Below are 17238 nucleotides of genomic sequence, written 5' to 3'. Positions count from 1 at the left end.
CGACAGCCATCCTCCTGCGGCGACTCATTTCGCCCTTCCTGCCACTATGTTTCCCATGTTCGTGAGGGACTCGCCCTGCCAGTACTGCGAGTGCGCGGGCATGGGCTCCCCACCCTCGCCGAGCGATTTGCCGGGAGCCACACCGAAAGTGCGGCCGCCAAAATCGTCCGTGGTCGGGTCCGTCCCGTACAGGATGGAGTGGTCGTCGAGCAGCTCGATCACCCCCGGGGGCCACAGTGGCCCCAGCCATGCACCGGCGACCGCGTTCGGCGACGGAGCGATGTTGATGTAGTCGTTCTTCGCCGTCGCGGCCCACACGTGGTCCGGGGGGACGCCGAGCTCCTTCGCGTGGTCCACGCCGACACCCGGGCTGCCCACGAAGATGACGTTGTCCACCGGCATGTCGGGGTGGTCGGCCAGGGCCTTGCCCGCGACCAGAGTCCCGTAGCTGTGACCGAGCACCGTGGAGTTCACGGGACCATCGGTGTGGGCGGTGTCGACCCCCGTGAGGAAGCGGCTCAGAGGCTCCTTCGCGGTGTTGGCCCAGCTCTCGCTGGCGGCCTCGGGCACGATGCTCTGGGGTGCCTCGTAGCCGAGCCACAGGATCGAAGCGGTCTGGCGACTCGGATCGGCGTCGCGCGCAGTCCGCTGGAGATCTTCGGCACGGGTGAGGTCACCCTCTATCCCAGCCAGGTTCGAGTACGTCCCCGGCACGTACGTTACGACGTTGTCCGCCGTGTCGGGGTTGCCGATCGACACGATGGCCCGGCCGCCCTTGGTGTCGGCGAAGCCCAGGAGGTAGCCCTCGGGCCGTTTGCCGGCCTCGGACTCGGTGAGTCGGTTCTGGACCGACTGCATTCCGTCCAGTCGGCCCTGCATCTCCTTGCGCTTCTCGTCCCACTCCTTCCAGGCCTTCGACTCGATCTGTGCGCCCTTGACCTCGCGGCCGGTGATCGGGCTGATGTACTTCTCGTAGCGGGGCGGCTCCTTGCCGCGCCAAGCGTCCAGTTCCACCTGGCGGGCTCCGTGAGTCTCGGCGAGGACCACCCTGTTCGCCGTGTCGCGTATCTCGGACGGGATGCCGTCGAGGGCGCCGACGCTGGCGGGGTAGAGCGAGACGTACTCGTCCCGCTGCTCCTGGTTCAGGCCGTTCCACCAGGCGGCGTTCTCCGCAGGCGACTTGTCGTGCGGGATGTCGGAGTCCTTCAAGTAGCTGCCCGCGGCCTCGCGGGTGTGCTGCAGGTCCCTGGCCGCGTCGGCCCAGACCGCGTCGTCGACACGCAGGCCGCGTTCCGCCTTCAGCTCGGAGAGGGTGGTGCGGTACCGGGTGTCGATCTCGGCGGCCATCCGGCAGGCGGACGCAATGCGCTCCGCGATGCCCTCCGCCTTGGCCCTGTTCGGGTTCACAACCAGACCACCGTTGGCCCCGGGGGCCAACGGCCCCTGCATTCCGGGGCTCAGAAGCAGTGGGCTGCTCGTCCCCGGGCCCAGCAGCAGCGGGCCGCCGGTGTGCGGTGCGGCCGTGCCCGCCTCGGTGGGCTTGAGGTACGGGCTGGAGGGGGTGCCGGCCGGGTAGGAGACCGAGCCGTCCTGGTGGACGGTGAAGCCCAGGGCCTCGGCGTCCTCCAGGGCCGACCTGAGGCGGCTCTGCGGGGTCGCCACCTCGGTGGCGAAGGCGTTCAGGGCCGTACGGACGAGCCCGCACTCGGCTTGGATGTACTGGTAGTTGCGGGCCAGGCGGGACAGGTCTCCGAGGGCCGCGTCGGCGGCCTTCGCCGTCTGGGTGTCGCGGAGCTTCGCGAGCATCTCGTTCTCGACGCGTTCCTTGGCCGCGTAGGCACGGCTGCTGACTTCGCCCCAGCCGTCGGCGGCCTCCTCGTACTCGGTGCGCTTGAGGTCCTTAAGGTGCTGCCAGGTCATCATCGGGCGCTACCGGCCCTTGTTCGCGCGGTGCTCGCCGTCGGGGTGGAGGGCGCCGAACCCGTCCTTCACCCGGTGGTCGACCTCGCCGAACTCCTTGCCCGCAGACTTCAGCGCGCTCTCCAGCCGCGTGCACTCCGCCCGGACGTCCTCGAGGCGGCCCTTCCAGGACGTGCGGACCTCTCCGAGGATCGCGGGCAGCATGAAGCCTTCGAGGGTGGGGACGACGCCTTCGTGCGCACTGTCCAGCCGGGTCAGGGCCGTGTTGGTGGTGACGGTGAGTTCGGCGGAGACGCCGGAGGCGCTGGTCCACGGACCCTGGCTCACGTCGAGGTCCTTGCTGCCTCCGCCGCCCCCACCGCCCCCTGCGGGGGTGTTCGCCGAAGCCAGGTTCATCCGAGGGGAAGCCTCGAACAGCTTCTCCCACTCGGGGCTGAGCCCCATGCTTTCCTCCCACGTCACACACCATCGGATCCCCCGTACCGTACGGGGGATCCGATAGCAGGACATGAGTAGGAATACCTACCCCGTGGGATCGGCCTGCGGGGTCCTACGCCTGGTGGTGGTGGGCCTGGGTGATCAGGTCCGTGGCGACCTCCAGGGCGGCCAGCCGGGTTTCCTCCGGGTCGCCCTCGACGTGCTGGAGGAACATCATCCCGGCGTGCAGCGTGAACAGCGCGCTGACGCAGCGGACCTGGTCCGTCAGTGGGCCGTCCTGCGTGCGGAGCAGTTCCACCAGCGTGAAGAGCCGCTTCTTCACCGTCTGGCCGATGGGGAGCTCACGCGTCGTCGCCTGGTTCTCCTGCATGAACCGGTACAGGACGGCGCCCGCCGCCATCGCCTCGCTGTAGCGGCGCAGCACCTCGCGCTTGGTCTCCAGGGTGCGTGGCTGGCCCTCGGCCCATGTGATCAGCTCGTCGATGGGCCGCGTCAGGTCCTCGAAGATGCTGATGATGATGTCTTCCTTGGTCTTGAAGTGGTAGTACAGCGCCGCCTTCGTGACCTCCAGCCGCTCCGCGATCTCGCGCAGCGACGTCTTCTCGTATCCCTGTTCGGCGAAGAGCTCCAGTGCGACGTCCTGGATGCGCTGACGCGTGTCGCCACGGCGTCGCTGCGGACTGCTGCTGGACATGGCTCTCCTCGATTACTTACTTGACGCCCGGCTAGTTGCGGGTCTACCGTCCCCATTGTAGTGAACTAGCCGGGCGGCAAGTAAGTGCCGGTGCGGGACGTAGTGCGAGTAGTAGGGCCGTAGGGCCAGGGGAGTGGACATGGCGGACACAGTCAAGCCTGCGGGGACTTCGGAGGAGGTGAAGCCGCGCAGCGTGCGGGTCGTCCTCATGGCCCTCATGATCGCCATGCTGCTGGCCATGCTCGACAACATGATCATCGGCACTGCGATGCCCACGATCGTCGGCGAGCTCGGCGGTCTGGAGCACCTGTCGTGGGTGGTCACCGCGTACACGCTGGCCACCGCGGCCTCCACCCCCATCTGGGGCAAGATCGGCGACATGTACGGGCGCAAGGGGGCCTTCCTCACCTCCATCGTCATCTTCCTGATCGGCTCCGTGCTCAGCGGCATGGCCCAGGACATGGGCCAGCTGATCGGCTTCCGCGCGATCCAGGGCCTCGGCGCCGGCGGTCTGATGGTCGGCGTCATGGCGATCATCGGCGACCTGATCCCGCCCCGTGAGCGCGGCAAGTACCAGGGCATGATGGCCGGCGTGATGGCCCTCGCCATGATCGGCGGCCCGCTGGTCGGCGGCACCATCACCGACCACATGGGCTGGCGCTGGTCCTTCTACATCAACCTGCCGCTCGGCGCGGTCGCACTGGCCATGGTCAGCGCCGTGCTGCACCTGCCGAAGAAGCGGGCGCAGGGGAAGATCGACTACCTGGGCGCGGCGCTGCTGACCGTCGCCATCACCTCCACCGTCCTCGTGACGACCTGGGGCGGCACCGAGTACGCGTGGGGCTCCGCCGAGATCCTCGCCCTCATCGTCGTCGGCGTCCTGTCGACCGCCGCGTTCCTCTACGCGGAGACCAAGGCCGCCGAGCCGGTCATGCCGCTGCACATCTTCCGCAGCCGCAACTTCACCCTCATGTCGGTGATCGGCTTCCTCGTCGGCTTCGCGATGTTCGGCGGTGTGCTCTACCTCCCGCTGTTCCAGCAGTCGGTGCAGGGAGCCTCCGCGACCAACTCGGGTCTGCTCCTGCTGCCCATGCTGCTCTCGATGATGGTCGTCTCGCTGATCGCGGGCCGCGTCACCACCAGCAGCGGCAAGTACAAGGTCTTCCCGATCGCCGGCGGTGCGCTGATGGTCGTCGGAATGTTCCTGCTCGCGACCATGGACACCGGTACCACCCGCCTCGTGTCGGGCCTCTACATGGCCGTCCTCGGCGCCGGTCTCGGCTTCCTGATGCAGATCACCATGCTGGTCGCGCAGAACAGCGTCGAGATGAAGGACATGGGCGTCGCCTCCTCCTCGGCGACCCTCTTCCGTACGCTCGGCGGCTCCTTCGGCGTGGCGCTGATGGGCTCCCTCTTCACCACCCGGGTCACCGACACCATGGCCGAGCGCCTGGGCCCGGAGGCGGCCGCAGCCGCCGGCTCCGCCCAGCTGGACGCCGCGAGCCTGGCCAAGCTGCCGGAAGCGGTACGCGACGCCTACCAGCACGCGGTGGCGGCCGGCACGCACTCCGCGTTCCTGCTCGGCGCGGCCATCGCCGTACTGGGCTTCGCGGCGGCCTGGTTCGTCAAGGAAGTCCCCCTCCGCGGCGCGGGCCCGGCCGCCCCGGCCGGCGCGTCGGACGACGGCAAGGCGGCCCCGGCCGCCCAGGAGTCGCTCGCGCACTGACCGAGCCGCTCGCGCACCGACCGCGCACGCAGCACCGCACCTGCCGGAAGGCGGCGCCACCGGGAACCCCGGAGGCGCCGCCTTCCGGCATGTCCGGGCGCCGCTGCTTCGGGTCGTCCGTCTCCCGCCATGTCGGTGAACCTTCCGGTGTGCGTGCGGACTTGGGGGTCGGCGGGCCGGGGGGAAGGGCTTGCCCCGTTTCCGGGGCGTTCGGGTGGGCAGGTATCCAACCCCATGCAGGACTAAAGTCCCATCGGTCCCATGCGTCCCATTAAGGGGAAGTTGGAGGCTATTTGACTGGAACTTCACGACGGTGATGAACGTCCTGATCCACAGAACGCTCGCAAAGCGGATGGGGAGTGGACAGTTCATGAGTTTCTTGGCGCGTGCGAACAAGAAGGGCGTCCGGGCCGGCGCCGCCGTCGTGGCCTCGGCCGCCGCCGTCGCGGCGACCGTGTGGGGAGTGGCCGCCCTGGTCGGACCGGGCGGCCCCGCCGCCTCCCAGCAGAACGTGGCCCGGCCCGGCGGTCCCGGCCGCGGTGACGACGGCCGGCCCGGGCAGCAGCCGCAGGGGATACCCGAGGGCATAGCCCACGCCTCCGAGAGCGGCGGCAACGCCGTCAACATCACCATCGACGACGGCCCCGACCCCCGCTGGACCCCGAAGGTGCTGGACGTACTGCGGCGGCACGACGTCAAGGCGACCTTCTGCATGGTCGGCCCGCAGGCCAAGGCCCATCCCGACCTGGTCAAGAAGGTGGTCGCGGCCGGCCACCGGCTCTGCGACCACACCATGAACCACGACACCGCCATGGACAAGAAGCCCGTCGCCTACCAGGAGCAGCAGATCCTGGAGGCGAAGAAGCTGATCGAGGAAGCCGCGGGCAGCGGCGCGAAGGTCGAGTACTACCGGGCCCCCGGGGGCGCGTTCACCCCCGACAGCCGGCGCATCGCCGCCGCGCACGGCATGCGCCCGCTCGGCTGGAACGTGGACACCAAGGACTTCGACAAGCCGGGCACGGCCGCCATCGTCAACGCCGTCAAGCGCGAGATCGGCAACGGCCCGACGGTGCTCTTCCACGACGGCGGCGGCAACCGTGCCCAGACCGTCGACGCCCTCGACCAGGTGCTGTCCTGGCTGAAGGAGCAGGGCCGGCCCACCGGATTCCCCGTCCGCACCGCCCCCGATGCCCCCGACGCCCCCGACGCCCCCGATGCACCCCGGGCCCCCGACGCCCCGGACACCTCCACCGCTTCCGCCGCCCCCTGACACGCCGTCCGCCGGGCGAACGGGTGACGGTCGACGAAGCGGACCCGCCCGCGTTGTTCCCTGGTCGGGCACGGACGGCCGCAACGTACGTACCCACGTACGGGACGTACGCCCGCCCGCCCAACCGCCCGACCAGGAGGCTCCCGTGGCCATCGCCCCCGCCAGACTGTCCGACCCGGTGGTCGGCGCCCTCGTCACCGCCGTCAACGCGCACGACAAGGACGCCTTCCTCGCGGTCCTCACCGCCGACGCGACCATGTCCGACGACGGCTCCGACCGCGACCTGCACGAGTGGATCGACCGGGAGATCTTCGACTCCGGCGGCCACATGGACGTCCAGTCCGAGTCCGACGGCGGCCGCACCCTGCTCGTCAACTACCGCAACGACACCTGGGGCGAGATGCGCACCACCTGGCGCTTCGTCATCGCCCCCGGCGGCGGCCGGATCAGCCGCTTCGAGACCGGTCAGGCCTGAGCGCAGCCCGGGAGCCCCATCGAAGGATCCAGCCCGTACGGGGCGGCGCACGCGCTCCCGTACGGGTGAATGCGCGCCCGGCGTCGTTCCGGCCCGCCGGAGGCTCCCGTTGGTCCGGGCATGAAGCGCACCCGCATCGCCGCTCTCGCCCTCGCCACCGCCTCGGCCGCCCTCGCGCCCCTCCTGGGGCAGGCCGCCACCGCCGCGGAGGGCGCGGTGTACCTCCAGGACCCGGCAGGCGGCGAGAAGACCATGAAGTCGATGTGGACCAAGGACGAGATGCACAAGGTGGAGGGGCAGCTCCGCTTCCACCCGGGCATCCAGTACAAGACGGTCACCCGCCCCGGCCCCGCGGCCGCGCCCGAGGTCGAGCGCAAGACCGGCGACCCCAAGACCCTGGCGTGGCTGCCCTCGTACGAGTTCGCGTGGGCGGTGTCGGACTCGTCGGTGGTGAAGAAGGCGGTGACGGTCAAGGAGGGCACGCACCCGATCGTCGTGCACGCCGTGCTGCGCAACGCGGACCGGGCCAAGGTCGCAGAAGTGCGCAAGGAGCTGACCGGGAAGCCGCCGACCGGGCGCGAGAAGGTCGCGGGCGGCAAGCGGATCGCGTGCGACACCGGGGAGTACACGGTGGAGTGGTCGGTCACGCGCTCGGGCTACGGAACGCTCGGCGGCACCCTGCGCTGGAACTCCAGCTGCGAGCAGTACCGGACGGCGTTCGCCGAGAGCCACGGGCCGCAGCGCTGAGGGGCGGGGTGAAGGCCGGCCGCCCCGCGCACCTTGTGGGTGCTCGTCGGGCGACTGGGCCGCGGCCTTGGATCAAGTGCCGTAGTGGCCATGATGCCGCACGGGGTGGTGTGCGGCACGGGTCGAAGGTCCCGTGTCGTGGGACTTCTCAGTGCTTCTTGGAGGCCTGGGAGGCCTGCGAGGCGATGTCCTCCAGGACGGCCTTCGGGTCACCGCTCGGTTCGACGGCGCGCCCGATGTTGCGCTTGATGGTGTCGCTGACGGTCAGCCAGGACGGGTCGTTGACCGGATAGAGCTGGGCTCCGCGCAGCGCGTTCAGGAACTGGGTGTCGTTCTTGTCCAGGCCGCCCCCGGCCGGAGTGCGCGAGGCGGTGACGGTGGACGGCAGCAGGTGGTAACGGTCGGCGAAGTCCGACAGGTTCTTGTCCTGGTAGACGAAGTCCAGGAACTTGCCGATCTCCGCGCGCTTGCCGTTCTGCTTGAAGGCCATCATCCAGTCGGCCACACCGACGGTGGGCGGGACCTCCCCGGTGCCGAGGTTGTCCGAGACGGGCATGGAGACGGTCGCGACTCCGATGCCCTTGGAGCGGGCCTCGTGGGCCAGCGACGGGTAGCCGTTGAGCATGCCGACCTCGCCGCGCAGGAAGGCGGCGAAGGCCTCGGCGCGGTTCAGCCGGGACGGCGGGGTCGGACCCGTCAGCCCGGTGGCGACCATGTGTTCCTTGACCCAGCTCCAGGTGTCGATGTTCTGGTCGGAGGCCAGGCTGTAGTTCCCGCTGCTGTCGGCGTACCCGCCGCCGTTGCTCAGCTCCCAGATCAGCGCCTCGGCGTGCGCCTCCTCGGGGCCGAGCGGCAGGGCGTACGGGTACTTCACACCCTTGTCCCTGAGTGCCTTGGCGTCGGCCTTGAGCTCGGACCAGGTCTTGGGGGCCTCCTTGATGCCGGCCTTGGCGAAGAGCGCCTCGTTGTAGAAGAGGAGGCGGCTGCTCGCCACGAAGGGCAGGCCGTAGAGGGTGCTGCCGACGGAGCCCGCGTCGGCGAGCGGCTGGAGGAAATTCGCCTCGGCGGTGACCGAGAGGAGTTCGTCCGCGGGATAGAGCTTTCCCTGGGCCGCGAAGTCCGAGTAGGACCCCATGAGTGCCATGTCCGGAGCCTTGCCGGCCTTGACCCGGCGGGAGACCTCGCGGTCGATGTCCGCCCACGGCAGGAGCTCGACCTCGACCTTCAGCCCGGGGTTCTGCTCGGTGAAATCGGCCGCCATCTTGTCCCAGTAGGGCTTGGAACTCGTGGCCGGGCCGTCGCCGTATTCGGCGGCGACCAGATGCAGCGTACCGGCGTCACCTGCACTGTCTCCGGGGCCACCACATCCGGCCAGAGGTATCAGCAGACCGAGCACGGCCGTGGTGGCGGTCGTGCCGAAAATTCTTCGTCGCACGGGTGTATTCCCCTGATTTTCTTTTGGATCCCGTTATTACTTATGAGTTGCTCCGGGTTGAGGTGTCCCTCGATGGCCCGTTGGCCGGAATTCTCTCCCGAGGGAGGGGCGGTTGATTGCATTGGGGGCGTACTTGTGGTCAATGCTCCAAGTGCGTCTTTTCCGAATGGTGTTTTCCGATATGTGATCCGCAAAGCGGACGCGCGTAGACATGCCGAAAAGCCCGTTCCGGTCTCGGAACGGGCTTCAGGGTTTTTCGGGGGCGCGCTCTAGTCGGCGAACTCGCCGGCGTACGGGTCGGGCTCGCCCGTCTCCGGATTGCGGCCCTCCTGCCAGCGTCGCTGGGCCTTGCGCCAGTGCACGAAGCTGAGGTGGCCGCCGTCCCAGAAGGTGATGCTGACGGGGCTCACGTCGAACTCGTCGGAGCAGAGCCGGTAGAGGAATTCGGCCATGCCGTACGGGTACACCGCGAAGGAGTCGGCGGTGTGCCGGCCGCAGACCAGGACCGGCCACCGGTCCGGATCGGGGTCGGAGGTGAGCCAGCACAGGATGTCCGACCCGCCGGTGACGCCCCAGGCGATGATCGACTCGGGGTCCACGTCGAAGGCGGACCGGCCGCCCTCCGCCTCCCAGGTCTGCCGGGCGTTGTCGGTCTCCTCGGCCATCCCGGCCGGGTCCCACTGGAGTCCGGGCTTGGGCAGCGGGAGCAGGATGCTGGCCTCGCCGTTGATGGAGCCCGCGCCGAAGCGGCCCATGAACGCGATGAAATCGGCCGGGAAACGGGTCCCCCAGGTGGCCTCCACGGCCGGCCAGTCGATGTCCTCGTCGGCGCCGTGCGTCGCCGGCATGATCTGCTCCAGCGCCTTGATGCGCGCGTTCTCCGTCATGCCGCTCCCCTGATGCCCCAGCTCAACCGCCCCAACCTACTGCCAGTGCGGTGCACCGCCTAGCCGCGCGTGAGACGCCCCGGTACATCCACCTCGACGGTGCTTCCGACCCGCAGGCCCCACCCGGCCGTCGCGCCCGCCGCCGCCTCCAGGACGTGCCGGGCGCGGAGCCGGGGGAGGCCGAGGCGGCCCGGCTCCATCGTGACCACCGCGAGCACGCGGAAGTCGCGGTCGAGGTACGCCACGTCGATCGCGAACCGCATCCGGAAGGTGTGCACGCTCGCCGCGGGGGTCAGCAGCATCGCGCCGTCGATCCCGTCCCGCCCGAGCAGCCCGCGGGTCCGTGCCGCGTACGAGGCCGCGATCTCGACCGGGATCTGCGTGGGGTCCGCGCCGACCCGCAGTACCGCGCGGCCGTCCTGCCAGTGCGCCATGGCGGCCACCTTAGGGGGTGTCCTACCGTCGCCGGATGATGGGTGCGCTCGTGATCGTTCTCGCCGCCGGGTACGGCGCGGCCGCCGGGCTCCTGCTGCCGCGTCCCGCGTACCGGCTCTCCGTCCCGCCGGGCGACCCCTGGCGGGGCAGCTGCCCGCAGGGCCACCGGCTGGCGGGCTGGCCCGGCCCGGCCCGCTGCCTGCCGGGCGCGGAGCCGCCCGGGCCCCCGCACGGGTACGGCCGGCCGGCCGTACCCCTGGCCGTGCTCACCGCGGGGGTCTGCGCCCTGCTCGCGGCCGCCGTCGGGGCGCGCCCGGAGCTGGTGGCCTATGCCGGCCTCGCCCCGCTGTTCGTGCTGCTCGCCCTCGTCGACCGGGCCGTGCACCGGTTGCCCGACGTACTGACCCTGCCGCTCGCCGCGGCGGTCGCCGCGCTGCTGGGGGCGGCCGCCCTCGCGCCGGCCTCCGCGGGGTCCTGGCGGCTCGCGCTGCTGGGCGGCGGCGCGCTCGGGGCCGCGTACCTGCTGCTCCATCTGATCAACCCGGCCGGCATGGGCTTCGGGGACGTCAAGCTGGCGCTCTCGCTGGGGGTCGCTCTTGGGTGGTACGGGTGGGGGGTATGGTCCGCGGGAGCCTTCCTCGGCCTCCTCTACGGGGCCCTCTACGGGCTCTTCCTGGTGCTGCGCGGCTCCGAACGGCGTCATCAGGGCTACGCGTTCGGCCCCTTCATGGCCGCCGGAGCACTCACCGGAGTGCTGCTGGGCGGTTTCGGAGCGTAATCGTGGTGCGCCAATGCACGCAGCATGCTTTACGAAGGGTTATGGTGGAACCCCCCCCTCGGGCCGGTCCGTATCCCCCCCACGGACCGGCCCGTTTTTTGTTTTTCCGCTCCCGCGCCGCACGGCGCGGCAAAAGCGCAGGTCAGCCGCGCTGGGCCCAGATGTTGGTGCCGGGGGTGGAGACGGCGAGGGAGTCGATCTCCTTCAACTCGCCCTCGGTGAGCGGTGCGGAAGCCAGCGCGGCCACGTTCTCCTCCAGCTGCGGCACGCTCGACGCACCGATCAGGGCCGAGGTCATCCGGTCGTCGCGGAGCACCCACTTGAGCGCCAGCTGGGCGAGGGACTGCCCGCGGCGGGACGCGATCTCGTTCAGGCCGGTCAGCCGGCGGAGCACCTCGTCCGAGAGCAGGTCCGGGTTCAGGGACTTGCCCTGCGCTGCCCGCGAGTCGGCCGGGATGCCCTTCAGGTACTTGCCCGTCAGCATGCCCTGCGCCAGCGGGGCGAAGGAGATGCACCCCATGCCGGCGTCCTCCAGGGCGTCCAGCAGGCCGTCCTCCTCCGTCCAGCGGTTGATCATGGAGTACGAGGGCTGGTGGATGAGCGGGCGCACGCCCATCCCGCGCAGGATCCGCACGGCCTCGGCCGTCTGGTCCGCGGTGTAGGAGGAGACGCCCACGTAGAGCGCCTTGCCCTGCTGGACCGCGGACGCGAGGGCGCCCATGGTCTCCTCCAGCGGGGTCTCCGGGTCGAAGCGGTGCGAGTAGAAGATGTCGACGTAGTCCACGCCCATCCGCTTCAGAGAGGCGTCGAGCGAGCTGAGCAGGTACTTGCGGCTGCCCCACTCGCCGTACGGCCCGGCGTGCATCAGGTAGCCGGCCTTGGTCGAAAGGATCAGCTCGTCGCGGTGGGACGCGAAGTCCTGCGCAAAGATCTTGCCGAAGTTCAGCTCGGCCGAGCCGGGCGGCGGACCGTAGTTGTTCGCCAGGTCGAAGTGGGTGATCCCGAGGTCGAAGGCCCGGCGGAGGATCGACCGCTGGGACTCCAGCGTCCTGTCGTCGCCGAAGTTGTGCCAGAGGCCGAGGGAGATCGCGGGAAGCTTGAGGCCGCTGTGGCCGGTGCGCCGGTACTCCATGGAGTCGTAGCGCGAGGGCTCTGCCCGATAGGGATTGGTATCAGTCACGTTGTCCTCCCTATCACGGAGTTGTGACGGACCGAGTTGGGTACCCCCTCCCGCCGCGCAGTAATGTGGCGCACTCGGGGGGACCGCATTTCGCACGGGGGCACTGCACGGAGGGGCTGGAAGATCGTGAAGCTGCGCGACCTGGTGTACAGGCTTTATGCACGCCGGGTGGAAGGCCGCCTCGACCATGACGCGGCGCCCAAGCACATCGGCGTCATCCTGGACGGAAACCGCCGCTGGGCGAAGGCGTCCGGAGGGACGACGGAACAGGGCCACCAGGCCGGAGCGGACAAGATCTCCGAGATGCTGGGCTGGTGCACCGAGACGGACGTCGAGGTCGTCACCCTGTGGATGCTCTCCACGGACAACCTGGACCGGCCCGAGGTCGAGCTCCGTCCGCTGCTCAACATCATCGAGAACACCGTGCGGGGCCTGGCCTCGGACGGCCGCTGGCGCGTCCACCACGTCGGCAACCTCGACATCCTGCCCGCCCGGACGCAGACCGTGCTCAAGGAGGCCGAGCAGGCCACCCACGACATCGACGGGATACTGGTCAACGTCGCCGTCGGCTACGGCGGCCGCCAGGAGATCGCCGACGCGGTCCGCTCGCTGCTGCTGGAGCACGCGCGGAAGGGCACCTCCTTCGAGGAGCTCGCCGAGATCCTCGACATCGACCACATCGCCGAGCACCTCTACACGCGCGGCCAGCCCGATCCCGACCTGGTCATCCGCACCAGCGGCGAGCAGCGGCTGTCCGGATTCATGCTCTGGCAGAGCGCGCACAGCGAGTACTACTTCTGCGACGTCTTCTGGCCCGCCTTCCGCAAGGTCGACTTCCTGCGGGCGCTGCGCGACTACGCGGCACGTCACCGGCGCTACGGCACCTGAGTCGCCGCAGGGGGCGTCCTGCCCCCTCGGTCCCGGCACCCCCTCCCCTCGAAGCCTTCACCAGGGATTCACCGAGCGTCCGTCATATGCCATGGCATGGCCTGGCCTGTTCGGGGAATATCCCTTTCAGGTCGATGCCCGATCCACGGGTGTCGAGTCTCAGCGGACGGCATGGGGTCGTCCGCCCGGGAGGCCCTTTGCACCAGGACGCACGTGCGGTTCGCACGGACGGTCGGGAGGGCCGGAAATCGGCCCTGGCATGGGTGCCGATGACCGGTCCGGTCTTCATGGCCCGACCTCTTCCGAGGGGGTACGTCCTTCCGTGGTGACCAGCACAAAGAGCCGCCTGCAAGACAGGCGGACCTACGTCCTCGACACCAGCGTCCTGCTGGCAGACCCCAATGCGATCACCCGCTTCGACGAGCACGAGGTCGTGCTCCCGATCGTGGTGATCACCGAGCTGGAGGCAAAGAGGCACCATCCCGAACTCGGCTATTTCGCGCGCCAGGCCCTGCGCCTGCTCGACGACTTCCGGGTCCGGAACGGTCGCCTGGACGCCCCCATCCCGCTGGGCGATCTGGGTGGCACCCTGCGTGTCGAGCTCAACCACTCCGACCCGGGCGTCCTGCCCGCCGGCTTCCGGTTGGGGGACAACGACTCGCGGATCCTCGCGGTCGCCCGCAACCTCCAGGCCGAGGGCTACGACGTCACGGTGGTCTCGAAGGATCTCCCACTGCGCATCAAGGCCTCCTCCGTGGGCCTGATCGCCGAGGAGTACCGCGCGGAGCTCGCGATCACCGACGCCGGCTGGACGGGCATGAGCGAGCTCGCCCTGTCCGGGGAGCAGGTGGACCTCCTCTATTCGGAGGACCGCCTCTACGTGCCGGAGGCCGCGGAACTGCCCGTGCACACCGGACTGGTCCTGCAGTCCGAGCGTGGCAAGGCCCTGGGCCGGGTCACGGCGGACGGCAACGTGAAGCTCGTACGGGGTGACCGCGAGGCCTTCGGGCTGCACGGCCGCAGCGCCGAGCAGCGCATCGCGCTGGACCTCCTTCTCGACCCCGAGATCGGGATCATCTCGATGGGCGGCCGGGCCGGCACCGGCAAGTCGGCGCTGGCGCTCTGCGCGGGGCTGGAGGCGGTGCTGGAGCGGCGGCAGCACCAGAAGGTGATGGTCTTCCGGCCGCTGTACGCGGTGGGCGGTCAGGACCTCGGCTACCTGCCCGGGGACGCCTCCGAGAAGATGAGCCCCTGGGCGCAGGCGGTCTTCGACACCCTCTCGGCGGTCGCCGGGCGCGAGGTCATCGAGGAGGTGCTGAACCGCGGGATGCTGGAGGTCCTGCCGCTCACGCACATCCGCGGGCGCTCGCTGCACGACGCGTTCGTGATCGTGGACGAGGCGCAGTCGCTGGAGCGCAATGTCCTGCTGACCGTTCTGTCCCGGATCGGGGCCAATTCGCGGGTCGTTCTGACCCACGACGTCGCCCAGCGGGACAACCTCCGGGTCGGCCGGTACGACGGAGTCGTCGCCGTGGTCGAGAAGTTGAAGGGCCACCCGCTCTTCGCCCACATCACGCTGACTCGTTCCGAGCGGTCGCCGATCGCCGCACTGGTCACCGAGATGCTCGAAACGCTCTGACCCGATCCGGCCGCATCCGGCGGTCGAATCGGTCAAAAACCTCATAGCGGGAAGGTGAGTTGGCGCCGCCCGGCAAAGGCCCGAGAGCCTAGCCGGGCGGCGTCGTGCTGCACAGGTCTTTGCTCGAATCAGCGGCGACATGCCAGGTGTGACCTTTAACACGCAACAGAGAATTGCCTTGCGGTGTCGGGTTCCGGCAGAGTCTGGTTTCCGTCAGGCCCCGCATACGGCACACCTGTATCTCCCGTGAGATACGCGCAGCACCACAACTCCACAGTCGATCGCCGTATGCCGCCCGGAGTTTCACGCGGCAGCCCCCGCGAGGGAGTTGCCCACGGGCCCGCGCCTCCAGTGACCGTAGAACCACGGAGGCCAGAGTCGAGGGCACTTTTGCGCCCGCGCGGTCACTGCGGACGCTGCTGGAAGGACACCGTGTGAGCCGGATCTCGGTCCGGGGGTTCGCCGTGGCTTCGGCCACCGCGGTCACCACCGTCGGCGCAGTCGTGGGCGTTGCCACCGGCGACCCCACGAACGATCTCGAGACGACCGCGTCCGGCGCGACTCTCCTCGCCGACATCCCGGTCGGCGACCAGGCGCAGGTCCAGAGCGCGTCCCTGACGCAGCAGGCCGACGCCATCGCGCACGCCGCCGATGTCGACGCCAAGCGTTCCACCGAGGAGGCCGCCCGCCTCCAGGCCGCCGAGGACGCCAAGTCCAAGAAGGCGGAGGCCGAGAAGGAGAAGGCCGAGGCCGACGCCAAGGCGAAGCGGGAACGTGAGGAGAAGGAGCAGGCCGCCAGCCGCTCCAGCCGCGACGCCGGCGACTTCGCGCTCCAGAGCTCCTACACGGTCGCGCAGGTCAAGGCCATCGCCCAGCAGATGGTTCCGGCCGGCCAGTTCCAGTGCTTCTCGAACATCATCAACCAGGAATCCACCTGGAACTACCTGGCCGTGAACAAGTCCTCGGGCGCGTACGGTCTGGTCCAGGCGCTGCCCGGTTCGAAGATGGCCTCGGCCGGCGCGGACTGGCGCACCAACCCCGCGACGCAGATCAAGTGGGGTCTGAACTACATGGAGGACCGCTACGGCAGCCCCTGCGCCGCCTGGAGCTTCCACCAGAACAACGGCTGGTACTAGCGGGCCCGCGGCAGCGACACCGCACCGCACCGCTGCTCAACCCGGGGGAGCCCCGCACCGTCCTACGGTGCGGGGCTCCTCGCGTGTACGGTCTTCGAGGTGAGCCCGTAGAGCGGGGCGGGGGAAGGAAAGCGACATGGCGAAGAGGGAAGGCTGGCTCGGCCGGCTCGGGAACAGGCTGAACCGGATGGAGGCGCGGCTCGCGGAGCGGCGCGCCGAGGTCGAGGCCGAGACCAGCGGCGACCTGCCGGGCCCCGGCGGGCCGGGGCGGGCGCCCGCAGGCCGCGCGGCGTCCTCCGGGGCCGCGGTGTCCGGTGCGTCTTCCGGGTCCTCCGGGTCCTCCGCGTCCGGTACGGCGACGGCCGTTGCCGCGCCGCCCGTTGCCGTACCGGTGGCCCCCGCGCCCCACCTTGCCGCACCGGCCGTGCCCACGCGGCCCGACCCGGCGAGCGTCGTCCCCTGGGGGATGCGCGTCGCCGCCGAGGCCAGCTGGCGGCTGCTGCTGCTCGCCGGGATGCTGTGGGTGCTGATGAAGGTGATCAGCGAAGTCCGGTTGGTCGTCCTGGCCTTCGCCGCCGCCATGCTCGTCACCGCCATGCTCCAGCCCTTCGTGGTGCGGCTGCGCCGGCTGGGCCTGCCGCGCGGTCTGGCCACGGCCGTCACGGCGATCCTCGGCTTCGTGGTCATCGGGCTCGTCGGCTGGTTCGTGGTCTGGCAGGTCATGGAGAACCTCGACGACCTCTCCGACCGGGTCCGCGACGGCATCAACGAGCTCAAGCTCTGGGCGCTGGACAGTCCGTTCCACGTGACCGAGAAGCAGATCAACGACATCGCGAAGAACCTCAGCGAGACCATCGGCACCAACACCGAGCAGATCACCTCCGCCGGACTGCAGGGCGTGACGGTGCTCGTCGAGGTGCTGACGGGCATTCTGCTCGCCATGTTCTCCACGCTCTTCCTGCTCTACGACGGCAAGCGCATCTGGACCTGGGCGCTGGGCCTGGTCCCGGCCGCCGCCCGGGCCGGAGTCGCCGGTGCCGGTCCGCGCGCCTGGCGCACGCTGACCGCGTACGTGCGCGGCACGGTCATCGTCGCGCTCATCGACGCCATCTTCATCGGCCTCGGCATCTACTTCCTGGACGTGCCGATGGCGGTGCCGCTGGCCGTCTTCATCTTCCTGTTCGCCTTCATCCCGCTGGTCGGCGCGGTGGTCTCGGGAGCCCTCGCCGTGGTCGTGGCGCTCGTGACGCAGGGCGTGTTCACCGCCCTGATGGTGCTGCTGGTGGTGCTGGCGGTGCAGCAGATCGAGGGCCACGTGCTCCAGCCCTTCATCCTGGGCCGGGCCGTACGGGTGCACCCGCTCGCGGTGGTGCTGTCGGTGGCCGCCGGCGGCATGATCGCGGGCATCGGCGGAGCGGTGGTCGCCGTACCGCTGGTGGCCGTCACCAACACGGTGGTGGGCTACCTGAAGGCGTACTCGCGCGACCAGCACCACCTCGGGGCGGGCATGATCGGCCCGGCCCCGCACGGGTCGACGGCCCTGGGCGGGGTGCCGGACCGCGAGGTCACCACGCCATAGCCCCCCGGGCC

Annotated in this window: 16 protein-coding genes; 9 read left to right on the top strand and 7 right to left on the bottom strand. The window is 69.9% G+C overall.

What is annotated here, in order from left to right:
* Positions 1-24 precede the first annotated feature (24 nt).
* The 3 genes from OG373_RS15425 to OG373_RS15415 form a co-directional block, all read right to left on the bottom strand.
* Positions 25-1920 carry an alpha/beta hydrolase gene (locus OG373_RS15425; RefSeq protein ID WP_405438881.1) on the bottom strand — a complete coding sequence of 632 codons (1896 nt, stop codon included), beginning with the start codon at positions 1918-1920 and terminating at the stop codon, positions 25-27.
* A 9-nt stretch (positions 1921-1929) separates the two neighbouring features.
* Positions 1930-2364 carry a hypothetical protein gene (locus OG373_RS15420; RefSeq protein ID WP_405438879.1) on the bottom strand — a complete coding sequence of 145 codons (435 nt, stop codon included), beginning with the start codon at positions 2362-2364 and terminating at the stop codon, positions 1930-1932.
* Positions 2365-2470: 106 nt separating this feature from the next.
* Positions 2471-3052 carry a TetR/AcrR family transcriptional regulator gene (locus OG373_RS15415; RefSeq protein WP_405438878.1) on the bottom strand — a complete coding sequence of 194 codons (582 nt, stop codon included), beginning with the start codon at positions 3050-3052 and terminating at the stop codon, positions 2471-2473.
* A 139-nt stretch (positions 3053-3191) separates the two neighbouring features.
* Between OG373_RS15415 and OG373_RS15410 the strand changes: the two genes are divergently transcribed.
* From OG373_RS15410 to OG373_RS15395, 4 genes are all read left to right on the top strand, one after another.
* Positions 3192-4778: an MDR family MFS transporter gene (locus tag OG373_RS15410; RefSeq protein WP_405438876.1), complete on the top strand. Its 1587-nt coding sequence runs from the start codon at positions 3192-3194 to the stop codon at positions 4776-4778.
* Between the two features lie 370 nt (positions 4779-5148).
* Positions 5149-6048: a polysaccharide deacetylase family protein gene (locus OG373_RS15405; RefSeq protein WP_405438874.1), complete on the top strand. Its 900-nt coding sequence runs from the start codon at positions 5149-5151 to the stop codon at positions 6046-6048.
* A gap of 145 nt (positions 6049-6193) precedes the next feature.
* Positions 6194-6523, top strand: a complete 330-nt coding sequence (locus OG373_RS15400; RefSeq protein WP_398676464.1) for a nuclear transport factor 2 family protein — start codon at positions 6194-6196, stop codon at positions 6521-6523.
* A gap of 120 nt (positions 6524-6643) precedes the next feature.
* Positions 6644-7270: a hypothetical protein gene (locus OG373_RS15395; RefSeq protein WP_405438873.1), complete on the top strand. Its 627-nt coding sequence runs from the start codon at positions 6644-6646 to the stop codon at positions 7268-7270.
* 148 nt (positions 7271-7418) lie between these two features.
* Here the strand turns inward: OG373_RS15395 and OG373_RS15390 are convergent, their stop codons facing one another.
* From OG373_RS15390 to OG373_RS15380, 3 genes are all read right to left on the bottom strand, one after another.
* The gene (locus OG373_RS15390; protein WP_405438871.1) at positions 7419-8705 is read right to left on the bottom strand and encodes an extracellular solute-binding protein; all 1287 of its coding nucleotides are present in this window, start codon (positions 8703-8705) and stop codon (positions 7419-7421) included.
* Positions 8706-8974: 269 nt separating this feature from the next.
* Positions 8975-9592, bottom strand: coding sequence for an SMI1/KNR4 family protein (locus OG373_RS15385; protein ID WP_405438869.1), 618 nt, complete (start codon positions 9590-9592; stop codon positions 8975-8977).
* Between the two features lie 59 nt (positions 9593-9651).
* Positions 9652-10026 (bottom strand): DUF192 domain-containing protein, encoded by a 375-nt coding sequence (locus tag OG373_RS15380; protein WP_405438867.1) that lies wholly within the window; start codon positions 10024-10026, stop codon positions 9652-9654.
* Positions 10027-10064: 38 nt separating this feature from the next.
* Here OG373_RS15380 and OG373_RS15375 point away from each other — a divergent pair, with 38 nt between their 5' ends.
* On the top strand, positions 10065-10805 hold the full coding sequence (locus OG373_RS15375; protein ID WP_405444061.1) for a prepilin peptidase: 741 nt from the start codon (positions 10065-10067) through the stop codon (positions 10803-10805).
* Between the two features lie 142 nt (positions 10806-10947).
* Here OG373_RS15375 and mgrA read toward each other — a convergent pair whose 3' ends face one another.
* On the bottom strand, positions 10948-11985 hold the full coding sequence (mgrA, locus tag OG373_RS15370) for an L-glyceraldehyde 3-phosphate reductase (protein WP_405438866.1): 1038 nt from the start codon (positions 11983-11985) through the stop codon (positions 10948-10950).
* Between the two features lie 126 nt (positions 11986-12111).
* Here mgrA and OG373_RS15365 point away from each other — a divergent pair, with 126 nt between their 5' ends.
* The 4 genes from OG373_RS15365 to OG373_RS15350 all read left to right on the top strand — a co-directional run bounded on the left by OG373_RS15365 (position 12112) and on the right by OG373_RS15350 (position 17227).
* A complete protein-coding gene (locus OG373_RS15365) occupies positions 12112-12873 on the top strand; it encodes an isoprenyl transferase (protein ID WP_405438865.1) in 762 nt (253 codons plus the stop codon).
* A 322-nt stretch (positions 12874-13195) separates the two neighbouring features.
* A complete protein-coding gene (locus OG373_RS15360) occupies positions 13196-14512 on the top strand; it encodes a PhoH family protein (RefSeq protein WP_397729317.1) in 1317 nt (438 codons plus the stop codon).
* A gap of 434 nt (positions 14513-14946) precedes the next feature.
* Entirely contained in the window at positions 14947-15648 is a 702-nt protein-coding gene (locus OG373_RS15355) for a transglycosylase SLT domain-containing protein (RefSeq protein WP_397729316.1), read from the top strand.
* 136 nt (positions 15649-15784) lie between these two features.
* On the top strand, positions 15785-17227 hold the full coding sequence (locus OG373_RS15350; RefSeq protein WP_405438863.1) for an AI-2E family transporter: 1443 nt from the start codon (positions 15785-15787) through the stop codon (positions 17225-17227).
* Positions 17228-17238: the final 11 nt, after the last annotated feature.

This window comes from Streptomyces avidinii, assembly GCF_045161815.1.
Classification (GTDB): Bacteria; Actinomycetota; Actinomycetes; order Streptomycetales; family Streptomycetaceae; genus Streptomyces; species Streptomyces avidinii.
Note: the sequence above shows the minus strand (reverse complement) of the source record. Positions and strands in the feature narration are given on the sequence as shown.

Excerpts from the sequence above, each read along its gene's own strand:
- OG373_RS15410 (WP_405438876.1), top strand. The coding sequence starts at position 3,192 with ATGGCGGACACAGTCAAGCCTGCGGGGACTTCGGAGGAGGTGAAGCCG.
- OG373_RS15420 (WP_405438879.1), bottom strand. The coding sequence starts at position 2,364 with ATGGGGCTCAGCCCCGAGTGGGAGAAGCTGTTCGAGGCTTCCCCTCGG.
- OG373_RS15350 (WP_405438863.1), top strand. The coding sequence starts at position 15,785 with ATGGCGAAGAGGGAAGGCTGGCTCGGCCGGCTCGGGAACAGGCTGAAC.
- OG373_RS15405 (WP_405438874.1), top strand. The coding sequence starts at position 5,149 with ATGAGTTTCTTGGCGCGTGCGAACAAGAAGGGCGTCCGGGCCGGCGCC.
- OG373_RS15395 (WP_405438873.1), top strand. The coding sequence starts at position 6,644 with ATGAAGCGCACCCGCATCGCCGCTCTCGCCCTCGCCACCGCCTCGGCC.
- OG373_RS15385 (WP_405438869.1), bottom strand. The coding sequence starts at position 9,592 with ATGACGGAGAACGCGCGCATCAAGGCGCTGGAGCAGATCATGCCGGCG.
- OG373_RS15415 (WP_405438878.1), bottom strand. The coding sequence starts at position 3,052 with ATGTCCAGCAGCAGTCCGCAGCGACGCCGTGGCGACACGCGTCAGCGC.
- OG373_RS15380 (WP_405438867.1), bottom strand. The coding sequence starts at position 10,026 with ATGGCGCACTGGCAGGACGGCCGCGCGGTACTGCGGGTCGGCGCGGAC.
- OG373_RS15375 (WP_405444061.1), top strand. The coding sequence starts at position 10,065 with ATGGGTGCGCTCGTGATCGTTCTCGCCGCCGGGTACGGCGCGGCCGCC.
- OG373_RS15425 (WP_405438881.1), bottom strand. The coding sequence starts at position 1,920 with ATGACCTGGCAGCACCTTAAGGACCTCAAGCGCACCGAGTACGAGGAG.